The sequence below is a fragment of the Acidovorax sp. KPB24-03 genome, from assembly GCF_057546605.1.
Genome location: NZ_BAAJYR010000071.1, coordinates 1 through 15679, shown reverse-complemented (window position 1 = coordinate 15679; position 15679 = coordinate 1). Strand labels below are relative to the sequence as shown.

General features: G+C 68.9%; 15 protein-coding genes. 11 read left to right on the top strand and 4 right to left on the bottom strand.

Annotated elements, in window-relative coordinates; genetic code table 11:
- Nucleotides 1-71: 71 nt before the first annotated feature.
- From AC27KI_RS10730 to AC27KI_RS10720, 3 genes are read left to right on the top strand one after another with little or no spacing between them, the layout of a single operon-like run.
- Nucleotides 72-974, top strand: a complete 903-nt coding sequence (locus AC27KI_RS10730; RefSeq protein ID WP_487113766.1) for an NAD-dependent epimerase/dehydratase family protein — start codon at nucleotides 72-74, stop codon at nucleotides 972-974.
- Nucleotides 971-1339 carry a DoxX-like family protein gene (locus AC27KI_RS10725; RefSeq protein WP_284408433.1) on the top strand — a complete coding sequence of 123 codons (369 nt, stop codon included), beginning with the start codon at nucleotides 971-973 and terminating at the stop codon, nucleotides 1337-1339. Before AC27KI_RS10730 ends, AC27KI_RS10725 begins: the two co-directional genes overlap by 4 nt.
- Nucleotides 1336-1812 carry a DUF2269 family protein gene (locus AC27KI_RS10720; RefSeq protein ID WP_487090794.1) on the top strand — a complete coding sequence of 159 codons (477 nt, stop codon included), beginning with the start codon at nucleotides 1336-1338 and terminating at the stop codon, nucleotides 1810-1812. The genes AC27KI_RS10725 and AC27KI_RS10720 overlap by 4 nt, the downstream gene beginning before the upstream one ends.
- A gap of 7 nt (nucleotides 1813-1819) precedes the next feature.
- Here the strand turns inward: AC27KI_RS10720 and AC27KI_RS10715 are convergent, their stop codons facing one another.
- Together AC27KI_RS10715 and AC27KI_RS10710 are read right to left on the bottom strand one after the other, a co-directional pair.
- Entirely contained in the window at nucleotides 1820-2620 is an 801-nt protein-coding gene (locus tag AC27KI_RS10715; RefSeq protein WP_487090793.1) for an aspartate/glutamate racemase family protein, read from the bottom strand.
- Between the two features lie 35 nt (nucleotides 2621-2655).
- Nucleotides 2656-3543, bottom strand: coding sequence for an amino acid ABC transporter substrate-binding protein (locus AC27KI_RS10710; protein ID WP_272564537.1), 888 nt, complete (start codon nucleotides 3541-3543; stop codon nucleotides 2656-2658).
- Nucleotides 3544-3817: 274 nt separating this feature from the next.
- Between AC27KI_RS10710 and AC27KI_RS10705 the strand changes: the two genes are divergently transcribed.
- Nucleotides 3818-5041 (top strand): D-amino acid dehydrogenase, encoded by a 1224-nt coding sequence (locus tag AC27KI_RS10705; protein ID WP_487113764.1) that lies wholly within the window; start codon nucleotides 3818-3820, stop codon nucleotides 5039-5041.
- Between the two features lie 48 nt (nucleotides 5042-5089).
- Here the strand turns inward: AC27KI_RS10705 and AC27KI_RS10700 are convergent, their stop codons facing one another.
- On the bottom strand, nucleotides 5090-6016 hold the full coding sequence (locus AC27KI_RS10700) for a LysR substrate-binding domain-containing protein (RefSeq protein ID WP_487113762.1): 927 nt from the start codon (nucleotides 6014-6016) through the stop codon (nucleotides 5090-5092).
- A gap of 264 nt (nucleotides 6017-6280) precedes the next feature.
- Between AC27KI_RS10700 and AC27KI_RS10695 the strand changes: the two genes are divergently transcribed.
- From AC27KI_RS10695 to AC27KI_RS10685, 3 genes are all read left to right on the top strand, one after another.
- A complete protein-coding gene (locus AC27KI_RS10695; protein ID WP_272564540.1) occupies nucleotides 6281-6823 on the top strand; it encodes a hypothetical protein in 543 nt (180 codons plus the stop codon).
- The gene (locus AC27KI_RS10690) at nucleotides 6810-7469 is read left to right on the top strand and encodes a hypothetical protein (protein WP_487089640.1); all 660 of its coding nucleotides are present in this window, start codon (nucleotides 6810-6812) and stop codon (nucleotides 7467-7469) included. Before AC27KI_RS10695 ends, AC27KI_RS10690 begins: the two co-directional genes overlap by 14 nt.
- A gap of 157 nt (nucleotides 7470-7626) precedes the next feature.
- Complete coding sequence (locus tag AC27KI_RS10685; RefSeq protein ID WP_284429041.1) at nucleotides 7627-7947, top strand: hypothetical protein; 321 nt, start codon at nucleotides 7627-7629, stop codon at nucleotides 7945-7947.
- A 43-nt stretch (nucleotides 7948-7990) separates the two neighbouring features.
- Here the strand turns inward: AC27KI_RS10685 and polA are convergent, their stop codons facing one another.
- Nucleotides 7991-10801 (bottom strand): DNA polymerase I, encoded by a 2811-nt coding sequence (polA, locus tag AC27KI_RS10680; RefSeq protein WP_487089639.1) that lies wholly within the window; start codon nucleotides 10799-10801, stop codon nucleotides 7991-7993.
- A gap of 60 nt (nucleotides 10802-10861) precedes the next feature.
- Between polA and AC27KI_RS10675 the strand changes: the two genes are divergently transcribed.
- The 4 genes from AC27KI_RS10675 (at nucleotide 10862) to AC27KI_RS10660 (ending at nucleotide 15480) form a co-directional block, all read left to right on the top strand.
- A complete protein-coding gene (locus tag AC27KI_RS10675) occupies nucleotides 10862-11215 on the top strand; it encodes a hypothetical protein (RefSeq protein WP_284395038.1) in 354 nt (117 codons plus the stop codon).
- Nucleotides 11216-11349: 134 nt separating this feature from the next.
- Nucleotides 11350-12300: a homoserine kinase gene (locus AC27KI_RS10670; protein WP_487089638.1), complete on the top strand. Its 951-nt coding sequence runs from the start codon at nucleotides 11350-11352 to the stop codon at nucleotides 12298-12300.
- A gap of 78 nt (nucleotides 12301-12378) precedes the next feature.
- Nucleotides 12379-13212: a BPSS1780 family membrane protein gene (locus AC27KI_RS10665; RefSeq protein WP_284429044.1), complete on the top strand. Its 834-nt coding sequence runs from the start codon at nucleotides 12379-12381 to the stop codon at nucleotides 13210-13212.
- A 324-nt stretch (nucleotides 13213-13536) separates the two neighbouring features.
- On the top strand, nucleotides 13537-15480 hold the full coding sequence (locus tag AC27KI_RS10660) for a PhoX family protein (protein ID WP_272564549.1): 1944 nt from the start codon (nucleotides 13537-13539) through the stop codon (nucleotides 15478-15480).
- Nucleotides 15481-15679 lie beyond the last annotated feature (199 nt).

Here is a 15679-nt window from a genome sequence, read left to right as displayed (position 1 = left end):
CCGCTGGCGGGCCGGGCGACGACCAGTGCCGGCTCTGACGACGCCCCTTACACCTTTCACGGAGCAGTTCCATGCACATCCTTCTCACCGGCTCTACCGGATTCATCGGCCGCGCGGTGCAACGCGCGCTCGAACGTGCGGGCCACACCGTGCACGGCGGCGTCTCGCCGCGCCGCGCGGCAGGCCGCCCCGGCCAGGTCGCCATGGATTTCGCGCACGACACGGCGCCCGCCGCATGGCTGCCGCGCCTGGCAGGCATCGACGCGGTGGTGAATGCCGTCGGCGTGCTGCGCGACACCCGCGCACGCCCCATCGACGCCTTGCACCAGCACACGCCGGTGGCCTTGTTCGACGCCTGCGCCCAGGCCGGCGTGCGGCGCATCGTGCAGATCTCGGCGCTGGGCATCGCGGGCAGCGCCACACGCTACGCCACCACCAAACGCGCGGCCGACACCCACCTGCTCGGTCTGACCGCACAAGGGGCCGTGTCAGGCGTGGTGCTGCGGCCCAGCATCGTGTTCGGCCGGGGCGGCGCCAGCAGCGCGCTCTTCATGAACCTGGCACGCCTGCCGGTGCTGGTGCTGCCCGGGCCGGTGCTGCAGGCCCGCGTGCAGCCCGTGGCGGTGCACGATCTGGCCGATGCGGTGGCCGCGCTGATGGGTCCCGCGCTGGACGCCACCGGCCTCATCGAATGCAGCGGGCCCGAGGCGGTGCCCATGGCCGAACTGATCGCCAGCCTGCGCCAGCAATCGGGCCACGGGCCCGCCCGCGTGCTGCGCCTGCCGGATGCGCTCAGCCACCTGAGCGCCCGCCTGGGCGACCAGGTGCCGGCCCTGCCCTGGTGCAGCGAAACGCTCGCCTTGCTGGGCAGCGACAACACGGCAGACCCGGCCGCGCTGCGGCGCCTGCTGGGCCATGAAGCGACGCACTACCGCCATCTGGTCGAAAGCGCCTGGGCGCCGTCCGCACGATGAACGCCGAAACCACCCGCTGGCTGCGCGGCAGCCTCGTCCTGGTGTGGCTGGGCACCGCACTGGCCAGTGCCATCGAATCGCAAGGCCAGGGCCGCGATCTGCTGGTGCGTGGCGGGCTGCAGAGCGAAGCCTGGATCCAAGCGCTGGTGTGGGGCGGCATCGCCGCCGACACGGCCATCGGGCTCGCGCTGTGGCTGCGCCCCGGCCGGGCCACCGATGCCCTGGCACTGGCCTTGATGGGCGTGATGACGGTGGTCGCCACGGTGCTGCTGCCCGCGCTGTGGCTGGACCCGCTGGGGCCGCTGCTCAAAAACCTGCCCATTGCCGCCATCCTCGTCGTCCTGCTGAAAGCGCCACGCACATGAACACCTATCTCGCACTCAAATGGATCCACATCCTGTCCAGCGTGCTGCTGGTGGGTACGGGCTTCGGCTCGGCGTTCTACCTGTTCTTCGCCAACCGCAGCGGCAGCGTGGCCGCCCAGGCCGTGGTGTCGCGGCTGGTGGTGCGGGCCGACACGTGGTTCACCACGCCGGCCGGCATCGTGCAGCCGGTCACCGGCGCCGCCATGGCGATGATGGCCGGCTGGCCGCTGTCCACGCCATGGCTGGCCACCTCGATCGCGCTGTATGCAATAGCCGGCCTGTGCTGGCTGCCGGTGCTGTGGCTGCAGTGGCGCATGGCCGCCATGGCACGGGACGCCGCCGCGCAAGGCACGCCGATGCCGGCGCTCTACACCCGCTACGCACGCTGGTGGGAAGCGCTGGGCTACCCGGCTTTCGTGGCCATGCTGGCCGTGTTCTTCCTGATGGTGCACAAGCCCGCGCTGTGGGGCTGATGGCCGTTCAGGCGATGGCGTCGGCGCCCGCACGCGCGGGCGTTCGCGGCCCGATCCCGGCATAGGCACAGCGCGCCAGTGCCTCGGCCAGCACCTGCGACGGGTTGACCAAGCGGGCGCCCGCCGCGGCCTCGTCCAGGGCCAGCGGGATTTCGGTGCAGCCCATGATGAGGGTCGACACCCCATCGCGTTCGCGCAGCGCCTGTGCCACCGCCGCGAAACGGTGACGGGCCAGCGCATAGTCGCCGGCCTTCACGCCGTCGTAGATGCCCTGCATGAGCTGCTCGCGCTCACCGGGCTGCGGCAGCACGCAGGCCACCCCGTGGCGCTGCAGTTCCGCCTGGTACAGCCCGCTGTCGTACGACCCTTGCGTGGCCAGCAGCGCCACGCGCGGAACCTGCGCGGCCGCGAGCCCGGCCGCCACTTCGCGCATGCCGTGCAGCACCTGCAGCTGCGGAAAGCGCTGCTGCAGCTCCCCATGCCAGGCATGGGCCGTGTTGCATGCGATCGCCACGGCCTGCACCCCCAGCGCCACCAGCCGGCCCGTGGCCTGCGCCATCGGCTCTGCCGGCTGGTGGGCGCCGGACGTGCGGTCGCCCAGGGCCGCCGTGCGATCGGGAATGGGCACCTGCGCCAGCCAGTGCTCCGGATAGGCCTGGTCCCGCACGGGAATGCCGAGCGCGGCCATGCGCCGCGTGCACGCCTCCACGAAGAGCCGCACAAAGTCGGCCCCGGCGGCCGGCCCCATGCCGCCCAGGATGCCCACCATGCGGGGCACCGGGTCGATCGCGGGGACTGACGGCGTCATGGACAATTTCCGGAAAGCGCTGGCACAGAGGGCGATCAGTTGGCGGGCTTGTCGCTCTGCGCCACCAGGTTGTCGCGCAGTTCCTTGGACATGGGCAGGCCCAGGTTCTGGCCCTTGGGCGGCACGGGCGACATGAACCACTTGGTGTAGAGCTTCTCGAACTCGCCGGACTTCATCATCCCGCCGATCACGCCGTTCACCAGCGCCTGGAACTGCGGATCGTCCTTGCGCAGCATGCAGGCATAGGGCTCGACCTGCAGCGAATCGCCCACCACCACCCAGTCCGCGGGGTTGCGCGCATTGCCCTTCAGGCCGAACAGCAAAATGTCGTCCATGGCGAACGCCTCGGCACGGCCCGAATCGACCAGCAGCATGGAATCGTCGTGGTCCTTGCCGAGCACGATGTCCATCTCGAGGTTGTTCTCGCGGCTGTACTTGCGGATCACCTGCGCATTGGTCGTGCCGCTGGTGCTGGCGACCTTCTTCTTGGCCAGGTCGGCATAGTTCTGCACGCCCGAGGTCTTCTTGGTGAGCAGCCGGGTGCCGGTGTAGAAATAGTTCACGGCGAACTGCACGTCCTTGCCGCGCGCGGAGTTGTTGGTGGTGGAGCCGCATTCGAGGTCCACCGTGCCGTTGGTGATGAGCGGAATGCGGTTCTGCGACGTGACAGCCTGCAGCTCCACCTTGATCGCCGGGTTCTTGAGTTTGGCGCGCACCGCATTCACCACTGCGTTGGAGATGTCCACCGAGAAGCCGATCGGCTCGCCCGGGCCCGCCAGGTAGCTGAAGGGCACCGACGATTCACGGTAGGCCAGCGTGATCTTTCCCGAGTCGGCGATCTTCTGCAGGGTGTCGGCGTGGGCCGCGGTGGCCGCAGCGCACACGCCGCAAGCGAGGACGGCGGCAGACAGGAATGGCTTCATGGGGAACTCCTTGACGGGAACAAAAAGGGGAATGGAACGGTGCAGGTGCCCAGGCACTTTAGGAACTCGGTGCGGCTTTGAACAATTCATTCGGCAGCATGGGCCATGACGAAAAGTTATGCCATCCGCATCGGCCAGAGGGTCCCCATGCAATCTTCGCGCCCGGCGCCGGCGCATAACTTCCCGGCATGCCTGCCCCGCGGTTTGGCATTGTTCAAAGGCCGCGCGCGTCCCTAGAGTGCCCAGGACGGACAACCAACGGGAATCGAGCGATATGGATGCATGTGTGATGGGTGCGGGCATCGTGGGCCTGGCCACGGCCTACGCGCTGCAGCGCCAGGGGATGCGCGTCACGGTGATCGACCAGGGCCCGGTGGGCGGCGGCGCCAGCGGCGGCAATGGCGCACAGCTGAGCTACAGCTACGTGCAGCCCCTGGCCGATCCCGGCCTGTGGGTGCAACTGCCCAAGCTGCTGCTGTCGCGCGAATCGCCGCTGCAGGTGCGGCTGCAGCGGGACCCGCACCAGTGGCGCTGGGCCCTGCAGTTTCTGGCGGCCTGCAACGGCGCCACCTCGCGCCGCACCACGGCGCAACTGCTCGCGCTGGCGGCCCGCAGCCGCGCCGGGTTCGAAGCCATGCGCGCCCGCGAGGCGCTGGATTGCGACTTCTCCAGCACCGGCAAGCTCGTGCTGTACGGCACGCGCGATGGCCTGGCCGCGGCCGAACGGCAGATGGAACTGCAGCGGGCCTGGGGCGGCGAACAGGCCTCGGTGTCCGCCCAGCGCTGCGTGGAGCTGGAACCCGCGCTCGCCCACCACGCGCCCCACATTGCCGGCGCGATCCACACGCCCAGCGAGTGCGCGGCCGATTGCCAGAAGGTGTGCGATGGGCTGCATGCCCTGCTGGCCCAGCGCGGAGTGCGCTTCGAACGGGGTGCGCAGGTACAGGGGTTCGACCGGGCACAGGGGCGCATCGCGGCGGTGCGCACCAGCGCAGGCACCATCGAGGCCGACCGCTTCGTGCTGGCGCTGGGCAGCGGCAGCGTGGCGGTGGCCCGGATGGTGGGCATGCACCTGCCCGTCTATCCGATCAAGGGCTACAGCATCACCCTCGACGCCCCGGCGGATGCCCCCTGGGCGCCCCGCATGAACGTGACGCACGCGGGTCGCAAGGTCGTGTTCGCCCGCCTGGGCCAGCGCCTGCGCGTGGCCGGCATGGCAGAGCTGGTGGGCAACGACCGCCGCATCCGCACCGAACGCATCGACAGCCTGCGCGCCACGGTGCGCACTGTGCTGGGGCACGAAGCGCCCGCCGCATCGCTGCACCCCTGGACCGGCATGCGCCCCGCCACGCCCACGGGCCTGCCCATCGCCGGCCGCGCCGCCGAGGCCGACAACCTGTGGATCAACACGGGGCACGGGGCACTGGGCTTCACCTTGGCGTTCGGTACCGCGGCCATCGTGGCCGAGCAGATGCTGCAGGCCTGCGCGCCCGCCTGAGTCACGGCGGGGGAAGGCCGTCGCGCCTTCGCCGCCGCGCTCGGCTTGTCAGTCGCTCTCCGCCAGGCCGGCCGACGCCAGCGTCTGCGCCACCGCGTCGCGCATGCAGCGCACCATGGTGTCCGCCAGGAGTGATGCGGGCCGGTTCACCATGCGCAGCGCCTTCACGGGCACCGCGATGCGCGGCGCGAGCGCCAGCACGTCAACCCGCGTGCGGTCGGCCGACGCCGCGGTGCACACATCCACCAGCGCCACGCCCAACCCGTGGTGCGCGAGCGCGAGCGCCGCGTGATAGGTCTGCACCGTGAAGGCCGCCTGCAGGCCCACGTCGGCCTCGCGGCTGGCGTGGTTCACCATCGTGCCGAGCGGATCGTTCGCCTCCAGGCGGATCACCGGCGTGTGGGCCAGATCGGCCAGGTGCACCACGCCGGCCTGCACCACGTCCGCATCCAGCGTGCCCTTGGGCGCGATGCACACCACGCGCCCTTCCACCAGCGTCTCCTGCACCAGCGAGGGGTGCACCAGCGCGCTGAACACGAAGCCGATGTCGGCCTCCTGCAGCACCAGGGCCGAGACGATCTGCGGCGAGTGCAACGCATCGATGCGCACCACCACGTCCGGGTGCTGCGCACGGAAGGCCTGCAGCGCGCGCGGCATCACCTCGTGGCTCAGTGCCAGCACGCTCAGCACATGCAATTCGCCTTCGCGCTGCTGGCCGCGCAGGCTGTTGGCCAGGCGCTGCACGTCGTCGAGCTGGTTGAACAGCCGCTCGATGTGCGGGTACAGGGTCTGCGCCTCGCGCGTGGGCACGAGCCGCCCCTTCATGCGATGGAACAGCGCGAACCCCAGCTGCAGTTCGGCATGCGCGAGGATGCGGCTCACGGCCGGCTGGGTGACGTTGATGAGCCGCGCGGCCGCGCTCACGCTGCCGGTGAGCATCACCGCATTGAAGACTTCGATGTGGCGCAGGCGCATGGCAAAGGCAGGCTTTTTCGAGAGAAGGGCATCTGACCATATTGCATCAAAAAGCATCTGCATCCGCTGTGCGCAGGACGCAATTGGAAACAAATGTCGCGGTGCGGTCATGGGGTGCGGATAGGCTCGCCGCGGTGCGTGACAACCCACGGCCCCGGTGGCCCTGGGAGGCCTGCCGTCTCTCGACCCGTCGGCGCGCCGCGTTGCCCATTCCCCTGGATTCCATCCAGCCCGCTTCCCTTCCTTCAGAAAGAGACAAGGCACATGGCAGATTCAAGTGGCAGCGCGTGGGTTGCCCGGTTCCCGACCAGTACCTCCACCAGCGATCTGATCGCCAGTTTCCGCACCAAGGTGGACACGTTCATCGCCGCGCTGGAAGCCGGGGGCGCCTCGGTCTCCATCTCCGCCACGCTGCGCCCGCCGGAGCGGGCCTACCTCATGCATCACGCCTGGCGCATCGCCCGCGAAAACGCGGACGCCGCCACGGTGCCCGCGATGGCGGGCGTGGACATCGAATGGGTCCACCGCGGTGCCACGGGCGCGGTCAATGCGGGCGCGGCGCGGGTCGCCGCCAACCAGATGGTGGCAGGCTATGGCATCGTGTATGCGCCCGCCCTGACCTCGCGCCATTCCGAGGGGCGCGCCATCGACATGACGATCACCAACTATTCAGGGAAGGCCTTCAAAGATGCCACAGGCACCAGCACCACTGTCACCACCGCTGCGCAACTGCATGCCCTGGGCGCGACCTACGGGGTCTACAAGCTCACGTCCGACCCGCCGCACTGGTCCGATGATGGCCACTGAGCGCATCCTCCCCCGCCGCCCCCTGAGCGGTACGGCAGGCCAGATGCCCGACGGCCGTTTTTTCAGCCGGTCCACGGCCTCGGTCCTTCTGGCGCTGGCGGGGCTGCTCCTCGGCGGCACCAGCGCGCAGGCCGACACCGCGCAGCCGGTGCCTTCGGCATCGCCCGTGTCCTCGCGCGTGGGCCTTCTCGACGCCCGCCGGCCCGACGCGCCCCGGCTGGTGCTGGGCCAGCTCCAGCCTGAAGGCGAGGCACTTCACTACCTTCGGCTGTCTCCGCCCATGGGCAAGAAGCCGGAGTGCTGCGTTCAGGCGGGCGCGGCGGTGCAGGACGCCTCCATCCTGCAATACCGCGGTGAAGACGCGGTCCCTGCGGATGAACGGGATGCGAAATTCCAGAAGGCGCCCGAAGAAGGCTTCGTGGGCCTGCTGCTGGCGAAGAACGCCGTGGTCTCCCGCACCCATGCCCACCGCGTGGTGCTGCGATGGCCGGACCGCAAGGCCCGCCTGCGCGTGGACCACTGCCTGTCCAGCGAAGGCATGCACGTGAAGGTCGCAGAGAGCGGCGCCAAGGGGCAATGGGTGCCGAAGGCGCATTACTACCTTCCGCTGGGAGCGGACGTGACGCCAGACTGTCCAGCCTCGTGAAGCGGCTTTCGACCTGGCATCGAAAAGGAACGCTCCGAGTCGCACTTTGCCTTTGAACGCATCAGGGCTCAGCGCCATTGGCATGCTCGTCTGTGTGGCCGTCGGTTTGGGCGCGCTCTGGACGGCTTTGCCGAGCCCCCGTGCGCAGCCGCTACACGTGGACACTGAAGGCATTCAGCGGCATGAGGACAGTGGAGCAGCCGACACCCTGGGCTGCGAAACGCTGTCCCTCACGCCAAAAGACGTAGCCACCTATTTCTCGACCGCCCACGAAGTCTCTGCCGCGACATTCCATGCCGAATCGATCATCCTTCCGTGCAGCTTCTCCGGCACGCTCATGAAAGGCGGGGCGAAATACGCGTGGCGCATCCACGCAGCCGGAGCGGGTTACCTGACGGCCGAGGCCACCGGCCAGACGCAGCGGTTTCTCTGCCAGGCCGCGTGCGAAAAGGCGCTGCCTGCGTTGATGGGGCAGTAAAGCCGGAGTCGGGCCGGCCCTGACCGGCCCCAGCCCGCCCGCCTCAGTGCGCCTTGTCCCAGTTCGGCCCCACGCCGACTTCGGCCAGCAGCGGGACCTTCAGGTCCGCCACGCCCGCCATCAAGCGGGGGATCTCGCGGCGCACCCAGTCCACTTCGCTCTCGGGCAGCTCGAACACCAGTTCGTCGTGCACCTGCATGATCATGAGCACGCCCGGCTTTTCGGCGTCCAGCACGTCCTGCACGGCGACCATGGCCTTCTTGATGAGGTCGGCGGCGGTGCCCTGCATGGGCGCGTTGATGGCGGCGCGTTCAGCGCCGCTGCGCCGCGGGCCGTTGGGCGAGTTGATCTCGGGCAGGTACAGGCGCCGGCCGAACACCGTCTCCACATAGCCCTTGGTCTTGGCCAGCGCCTTGGTGTCGTCCATGTACTGCTTCACGCCGGGATAGCGCTGGAAATAGCGGTCGATGTAGGCCGCGGCGGCCTTGGTCTCGATGCCCAGGTTCTTGGCCAGGCCGAAGCTGCTCATGCCGTAGATGAGCCCGAAGTTGATGACCTTGGCGTAGCGCCGCTGCTCGCTGCTGACCTGGCCGACCTCGACGCCGAACACCTCGGCCGCCGTGGCGCGGTGCACGTCCAGCCCTTCGGTGAAGGCATGCAGCAGCGAGGCGTCGCCGCTCAGGTGGGCCATGATGCGCAGCTCGATCTGGCTGTAGTCGGCGCTGGCGATCACACGCCCGGGCGGCGCCACGAAGGCTTCGCGCACGCGCCGGCCTTCCGCCGTGCGGATGGGAATGTTCTGCAGGTTGGGGTCGTTGCTGGACAGGCGCCCCGTCACCGCCACGGCCTGAGCGTAGTGCGTGTGCACGCGGCCGGTCGAGGGATGGGCCAGTTGCGCCAGCTTGTCGGTGTAGGTGCCCTTGAGCTTGGACAGGCTGCGGTGCTCCAGCAGCTTGGCGGGCAGCGGGTAGTCCTCGGCCAGCTTTTCAAGCACCTCTTCGTCGGTGCTGCGCGCGCCGGTGGCGGTCTTCTTGACCACCGGCATGCCCAGCTTGTCGAAGAAGATCTCGCCCAGTTGCTTGGGGCTGCCCAGGTTGAAGGGCTGGCCCGCGATCTCGTAGGCCTCGGTCTCCAGTTGCAGGATGCGCTGGCCCAGCTCGTGGCTTTGCTGCGCGAGGATGGGCGCGTCCACCAGCACGCCGTTGCGCTCGATGCGGTAGAGCGCCTCGCTGCTGGCCATCTCCAGTTCGTAGATGCCGCGCAGCTTGTCGTCGGCCTGCAACTGGGGCCACAGCACGCGGTGCACGTCCAGTGTCTGGTCGGAGTCTTCGCACGAATACTCGGCCGCCAGTTCGATCGACACCTGGCTGAAAGGAATCTGCTTGGCGCCCTTGCCGCACAGGTCTTCGTAGTGGATGCCGCTGCGCCCCAGGTGCCGCTCCGCCAGGCTGCCCAGGCCGTGCGGCCGGTGCACTTCGAGCACGTAGCTCTGCAGCATGGTGTCGTGGGCGTAGCCCTGCACTTCGATGCCGTGGTTGGCCAGCACATGGCGGTCGTATTTGACGTGCTGGCCGAGCTTCTTGCGCGTGCCGTCCTCCAGCCAGGGCTTGAGCCGCGCCAGCACTTCGTCGCGGGGCAGTTGCGCCGGGGCGTCGGGGTAGTCGTGCATGAGCGGCACGTAGGCGGCCGTGCCGGCCTCCACGCTCCAGCTGATGCCGACGATCTCGGCGCGCATCTCGTCGAGCGAGGTGGTCTCCGTGTCGATCGCCACCAGTTCGGCGGCCTGCAGGCGGCCGAACCAGGCATCGAACGCCTCCCAGGTGAGCACGGTGTCGTACTGCAGGTTGCTCACCTTGGCCGCGGCCACTTCGGCGGGCTCGTCGAACAGGCCGGGCGTGGGGTCCATGGCGGCGCCACGTCCTCTGGACGCCTTGGCGGCCCCCTCCTCCAGCAGTTCGGGGGCGGTTTCCTGGATGTCGATGGCCCGGGCCAGGCCCTTGAATCCGTACTGTTCGTAGAAGGCCTTGAGGGCCGCGGCGTCCTGCGCGCCGGTGGTCAGCGCGTCCAGCGACGGCAGGCCGGCCACATGCCCTTCCAGGTCGCAGTCGGTGCGGATGGTGACCAGCTGGCGCCCGGTGGGCAGCCAGTCGCGCGCGTTGCGCAGGTTCTCGCCCGCCACGCCCTTGATCTCGGTGGCGCGCTCCATCAGCGCATCGAGCGAGCCGTATTCCATGAGCCACTTGGCGGCCGTCTTCGGGCCCACCTTGGGCACGCCGGGCACGTTGTCCACGGTGTCGCCCACCAGGGTCTGGTAGTCCACCATCAGGTGCGGTGGCACGCCGAACTCGGCCGTCACGCCGGCGATGTCGCGCTTCTTGCCGCTCATGGTGTCGATGATGGTGATGTGCGCATCCACCAGTTGGCTCATGTCCTTGTCGCCGCTGGAAACGATCACCTCCACGCCCTGCCGCGCCGCGGTGACGGCGAGCGTGCCGATCACGTCGTCGGCCTCCACGCCCGGCACGTCGAGCACGGCCCAGCCCAGCAGGCGCACGACCTCGTGGATCGCCGGGATCTGGCTGCGCAGGTCGTCGGGCATGGGCGCGCGCTGCGCCTTGTATTCGGGGTAGATGTCGTCGCGGAAGGTCTTGCCCGAGGCGTCGAACACGCAGGCCGCATAGTCGGCGCGCACTTCGCGGCGCAGGGCCTGCATCATGTTGACCATGCCGCGGATGGCGCCCGTGGCCGGGCTGGCGGGGTCGCCCGGCACGGCCCGCAGGTCGGGCATGGCATGGTAGGCGCGGTACAGATAGCTGGAGCCGTCCACCAGCACCAGGGTCTTGGGTTTGCTCATAGCCGCAGATTGTGCCCCGCGCTGCGCGCCACCCAGGTGCTGCGCTCTACAATCCGCCCCATGCGCGCTGCCCACACCCTCCTCCTGCTGGCCCTCATCGCCGGCCCCGCCCTGGCCCAGACCCCCGATCAAAACGCGGCCCAGCGCACGACTGATCAGCGAGAGCAGCTACCAAATCAGGAGCAATCGGCAGGCCGTCAGAACCAGCGCGTCGAGCGCATCCAGGTCGAAGACGAAGGCAGCCGCGTGAACGAGCTGCGGGTGGGCGGCCAGACGCAGAGCATCACCGTGCAGCCCAAGACCGGCAGCATGCCCGAATACGAAGTGCAGCCCGGCGAAGGCGCCCGCACCCGCCCACGCAACGGCGCCGAAACCAACACCGCCCCGCGCGTGTGGAACGTGATGAAGTTCTGAGCCCCTGGCCGCCCGCCACGGCGCGGCCACCGGGCGATCGGGCGCGCGGCGGCTTCGGCTGCCTTCCCTGCGTTCGCACTTCCGTGTCTTTTTCCTCTCCCCTCCCTTTTCCTTTTCTTCGTTTGCGCTGAGCGATGGCCGTCTTCACCGAAGTCTCCAAGAAAGAGGCGCGCGACCTGCTGCGCCGTTTGCAACTGGGCACGCTGGTATCGCTGCGCGGGATCGAGGGCGGGATCGAGAACACCAACTACTTTCTCACCAGCGACCAGGGCGAGTACGTGCTCACGCTGTTCGAGCGGCTCACCGCCGAGCAGTTGCCGTTCTACCTGCACCTGATGAAGCACCTGGCGCACGCCGGCATTCCCGTGCCCGACCCGCGGGCCGACAAGCACGGCGACATCCTGCACAGCGTCGCCGGCAAGCCGGCCGCGGTGGTGAGCAAGCTGCGCGGCAAGAGCCAGCTGGCGCCCGAAGCCTCGCACTGCGCCGCCGTGGGCGCCACGCTGGCGCGCATGCATCGGGCCGGGCACGGCTACGAACGCCGCCAGCCCAATCTGCGCGGGCTGACCTGGTGGAACGAGACCGTTCCCGCCGTGCTGCCCCACGTGGGCGAGGAACAGGCCGCGCTGCTGCGCTCCGAACTGGCCTACCAGAACCACGTGGCGGCCTCCGCCGGCTATGCCGCACTGCCCCGCGGGCCGGTGCATGCCGACCTGTTCCGCGACAACGTGATGTTCGACGGCGAAGAGCTGACTGGCTTCTTCGACTTCTACTTCGCGGGCGTGGACACCTTCCTGTTCGATCTGGCCGTGTGCCTGAACGACTGGTGCATCGACCTGCCCACGGGCGCGCACGACGACGCGCGGGCCCGCGCGATGCTGGACGCCTACCAAGGCGTGCGCCCGCTGACCGCCGACGAGCGCACCCTGCTGCCCGCCATGCTGCGCTCCGGCGCGCTGCGTTTCTGGATCTCGCGGCTGTGGGATTTCTACCTGCCGCGCGAGGCCTCGCTGCTGACGCCGCACGACCCCACGCACTTCGAGCGCGTGCTGCGCGAACGCCTGGCACACCCCGTGCATGCCTGAACGGACGCGGGCGGCCCGCCGCCGGCCGCATGTCCCTGGCCCGTGCACGGCTTGGGGCCCCTCCACCACAATCCACCCATGAAACTCCACATCGTTCCCGCCCGTGCCGGCCTTGACTGGGTCCGGCTCGGCATCCGCGTCTTCTGGCGCCAGCCGATGGCGCTGGCGGCCCTGTTCTTCATGACCATGGCCGCGATGTCGCTGGCCACCCTGCTGCCCCTGATCGGCCCGGCCGTCGCGCTGGCCCTGCTGCCCTCGGCCACGCTGGCCATGATGGTGGCCGCGGGCGAGGCCACGCAGGGGCGCTTTCCCACGCCGGCGCTGCTGCTGGTGGCGTTTCGCACCGGGCGCCAGCGGCTGCGCGACATGCTCATCCTGGGCGCCCTGTACGCCGTGGGCTTTCTGGCGGTGATGGCGATTTCGGCCCTCGTGGACGACGGGCAGTTCGCGCGCGTGTACCTGGGCGGCGAGCAGCTCACGCGCGAGGTGGCCGAGGCGGGGGATTTCCAGGCCGCCATGTGGCTGGCCCTGGCGCTGTACGTGCCGCTGTCGCTGCTGTTCTGGCATGCGCCGGGCCTGGTGCACTGGCACGGCGTGCCGCCCGTGAAGGCATTGTTCTTCAGCATGGTGGCGTGCCTGCGCAACTTCAGCGCCTTCACCGTTTATGGCCTGGTGTGGACGGGCGTGTTCCTGGGCGCGGGCATCGTGGTCAGCATCGGCGTCACGCTGCTGGCGCTCCTGGGCCTGGGCAGCGGCGTGGCGGGCGGCATCATGGTGGCGACGGCGCTCATGCTGGCGGCGATGTTCTTCACCTCGGTGGTGTTTTCGTTCCGCGACTGCTTCGAGCCACCGGAGCGGCGCCTGGTCCCGCCTCCGTCCGAGGCCGCCGCCGAGCCGCCCGGCCCACTCTGACGCGCATGCCCTTCGGGGCCAGGCCACGGGGCCAAAGCCCCCGGGCCACCGCCGACCGGACGAGCGCAGTCCGGTCCGGCCGACGGGCCCGCACCCGCCCGTCGATCGCTCCGATCCCCTGCATGGGGCCCGAGGCAGCGGTCGATGCGGCCGCACGCGTCACGCGGCTGTCACCATTCCTTCAAATCGCTGTCACGGGCGATTCCTAGCATCCGGGCAGTGGAAGCGGCATTGCGTCGTTTCCGCGTTTGGCTCGCCGGCCTGCCGCTCCCCACGGCCGTTGCCGGCGGCGTATCGCACCCCTCTCCTTTCCGGAACAAAACGATGTCCCACACCCCGATGCCCACCCGCCGCAAGGCCCTGCAATTCCTCGCCGGCGTGCCAATGCTGCCGCTGGGCGCCAGCGCCTCCGCATCCTTCCTGACCGCCTGCGGCGGCGGCAGCGATGGCGCCACGTTCGCATCGGCCAGCTTCAGCTCGATGGCCGCGCCCACGCTGTCCAACCCGGCTGCCATGGCGACCACGTCCGTGGGCTCCACGATGAGCGTGAAGTTCAGCGACAACTCGGTGCAGAACTACCAGCTGGCCTACCAGCCCTTCTTCGTGACGGGCGACATGGTGTCCGATGGCAAGGGCGGCAAGATCCTGGCGGGCGGCTATGTGGACATCAACAACAAGGCCATCACCGACACCACCGTGGCCGGCAAGGAACGCCAGTTCTTCTCCGACTCGCCGGACGGCACCTCGCTGCTGACCGTGGCCAATGCCAAGGTGGACGGCGTGAAGGGCAACCCCGTGTTCGCCGTGGTGCAGTTCGAATACACCACCTGGGCGCAGGACGGCAAGACCGACATGTACGGCAAGCTGCCCTCCCCCATCGCCGTGCTGAGCCTGGACCAGGACCCCGCCACGGGCAAGCTGTCGCTGGTCAAGTACCACAACGTGGACACCTCCAAGGTGCACGGCCTGTGGATCACCTGCGGCGCGAGCCTGTCGCCCTGGGGTACCCACCTGTCCAGCGAAGAGTACGAGCCGGACGCCTTCACCATCGCCTCCAACGCGCAGTTCAAGGCCTACAGCAAGAACCTGTACGGCAGCGAGACGGCGGCCAACCCCTACCACTACGGTCACATGCCCGAAGTGACGGTGAACGCCGACGGCACGGCCAGCATCAAGAAGCACTTCTGCATGGGCCGCATCTCGCACGAGCTGGTGCAGGTCATGCCCGACCAGCGCACCGCGCTCATGGGTGACGACGCCACCAACAGCGCCTACTTCGTCTTCGTGGCCGACAAGGAAAAGGACCTGTCCTCCGGCACGCTGTACGCCGCCAAGGTCGGCGCGGGCTTCTCCATCGACCCCGCTGCCACCACGGCCGCGCCGCTCACCTGGATCAAGCTGGGCTCCGCCACCAGCGCCGAGATCGAGGCCCTGGCCGGCAAGCTCAAGCCCACGGACATCATGACCGTGGCCAGCGCCGACCCCAAGGACACGACCTTCACCAAGATCGTCGCCAACGGCAAGACCGAGTGGATCAAGCTGAACGCCGGCATGGAAAAGGCCGCCGCCTTCCTGGAAACCCACCGCTACGCCGCCCTGCTGGGCGCCAGCCTGGGCTTCACCAAGATGGAAGGCACCACGGTCAACGCCAAGGACAAGATCGCCTACTCGGCACTGCAGAACATCCAGACCTCGATGGTGGCGGGCAACGCGGCCAACGTGCCGGGCAACGGCATCTCGGTGCCCAAGCAGCTCGTGGCCGGTGCCGTGATGGCGCTGAACCTGCGCGGCGGCCAGAAGGACACCACCGGCGCCGCGATCAACAGCGACTGGATGCCCGTGGACACCAAGGCCCTGCTGGCCGGCGAAGACATCACGGCCGACGCGCTCGGCAACACCGCCAACCCGAACAACATCGCCAACCCGGACAACCTCAAGTTCTCCGAAAAGCTGCGCACGCTGTTCATCGGCGAGGACAGCAGCCAGCACGTCAACAACTTCCTGTGGGCGTACAACGTGGACACCAAGCAGCTGTCGCGCCTGATGTCGGTGCCGGCGGGCGGCGAATCCACCGGCCTGCATGCGGTGGACGAGATCAACGGCTTCACCTACATCATGAGCAACTTCCAGCACGCCGGCGACTGGGGCAGCATCCACAGCAAGGTCAAGGACACGCTGGACCCGCTGGTGCGCGCCAACTACAAGGACAAGTTCGGCTCGGCCGTGGGCTACCTGACGGGCACGCCGTCGCAGATGAAGCTGAGCTGAGCGCAGCCGCTCTCCCGGCATCGGAGCCGTGCCAGCGCGGCACGGCCGGTGCCCACCCAAAAGCGAGGCCCTGGCCTCGCTTTTTTTCATGGGATTGGCACACGGCAGCACCCATGGCGCACCGCCACAGAATATTGGAGCAAAAACCGGCTCCAGCACATATTCTTCTAGGGCATGCAGCTACAAAAATAATAGCAAA

What these genes read in the sequence shown, in the direction of transcription:
- AC27KI_RS10730 (WP_487113766.1), top strand. Translation starts at nt 72, where the DNA reads ATGCACATCCTTCTCACCGGCTCTACCGGATTCATCGGCCGCGCGGTG.
- AC27KI_RS10725 (WP_284408433.1), top strand. Translation starts at nt 971, where the DNA reads ATGAACGCCGAAACCACCCGCTGGCTGCGCGGCAGCCTCGTCCTGGTG.
- AC27KI_RS10720 (WP_487090794.1), top strand. Translation starts at nt 1,336, where the DNA reads ATGAACACCTATCTCGCACTCAAATGGATCCACATCCTGTCCAGCGTG.
- AC27KI_RS10715 (WP_487090793.1), bottom strand. Translation starts at nt 2,620, where the DNA reads ATGACGCCGTCAGTCCCCGCGATCGACCCGGTGCCCCGCATGGTGGGC.
- AC27KI_RS10710 (WP_272564537.1), bottom strand. Translation starts at nt 3,543, where the DNA reads ATGAAGCCATTCCTGTCTGCCGCCGTCCTCGCTTGCGGCGTGTGCGCT.
- AC27KI_RS10705 (WP_487113764.1), top strand. Translation starts at nt 3,818, where the DNA reads ATGGATGCATGTGTGATGGGTGCGGGCATCGTGGGCCTGGCCACGGCC.
- AC27KI_RS10700 (WP_487113762.1), bottom strand. Translation starts at nt 6,016, where the DNA reads ATGCGCCTGCGCCACATCGAAGTCTTCAATGCGGTGATGCTCACCGGC.
- AC27KI_RS10695 (WP_272564540.1), top strand. Translation starts at nt 6,281, where the DNA reads ATGGCAGATTCAAGTGGCAGCGCGTGGGTTGCCCGGTTCCCGACCAGT.
- AC27KI_RS10690 (WP_487089640.1), top strand. Translation starts at nt 6,810, where the DNA reads ATGATGGCCACTGAGCGCATCCTCCCCCGCCGCCCCCTGAGCGGTACG.
- polA (WP_487089639.1), bottom strand. Translation starts at nt 10,801, where the DNA reads ATGAGCAAACCCAAGACCCTGGTGCTGGTGGACGGCTCCAGCTATCTG.
- AC27KI_RS10675 (WP_284395038.1), top strand. Translation starts at nt 10,862, where the DNA reads ATGCGCGCTGCCCACACCCTCCTCCTGCTGGCCCTCATCGCCGGCCCC.
- AC27KI_RS10670 (WP_487089638.1), top strand. Translation starts at nt 11,350, where the DNA reads ATGGCCGTCTTCACCGAAGTCTCCAAGAAAGAGGCGCGCGACCTGCTG.
- AC27KI_RS10665 (WP_284429044.1), top strand. Translation starts at nt 12,379, where the DNA reads ATGAAACTCCACATCGTTCCCGCCCGTGCCGGCCTTGACTGGGTCCGG.
- AC27KI_RS10660 (WP_272564549.1), top strand. Translation starts at nt 13,537, where the DNA reads ATGTCCCACACCCCGATGCCCACCCGCCGCAAGGCCCTGCAATTCCTC.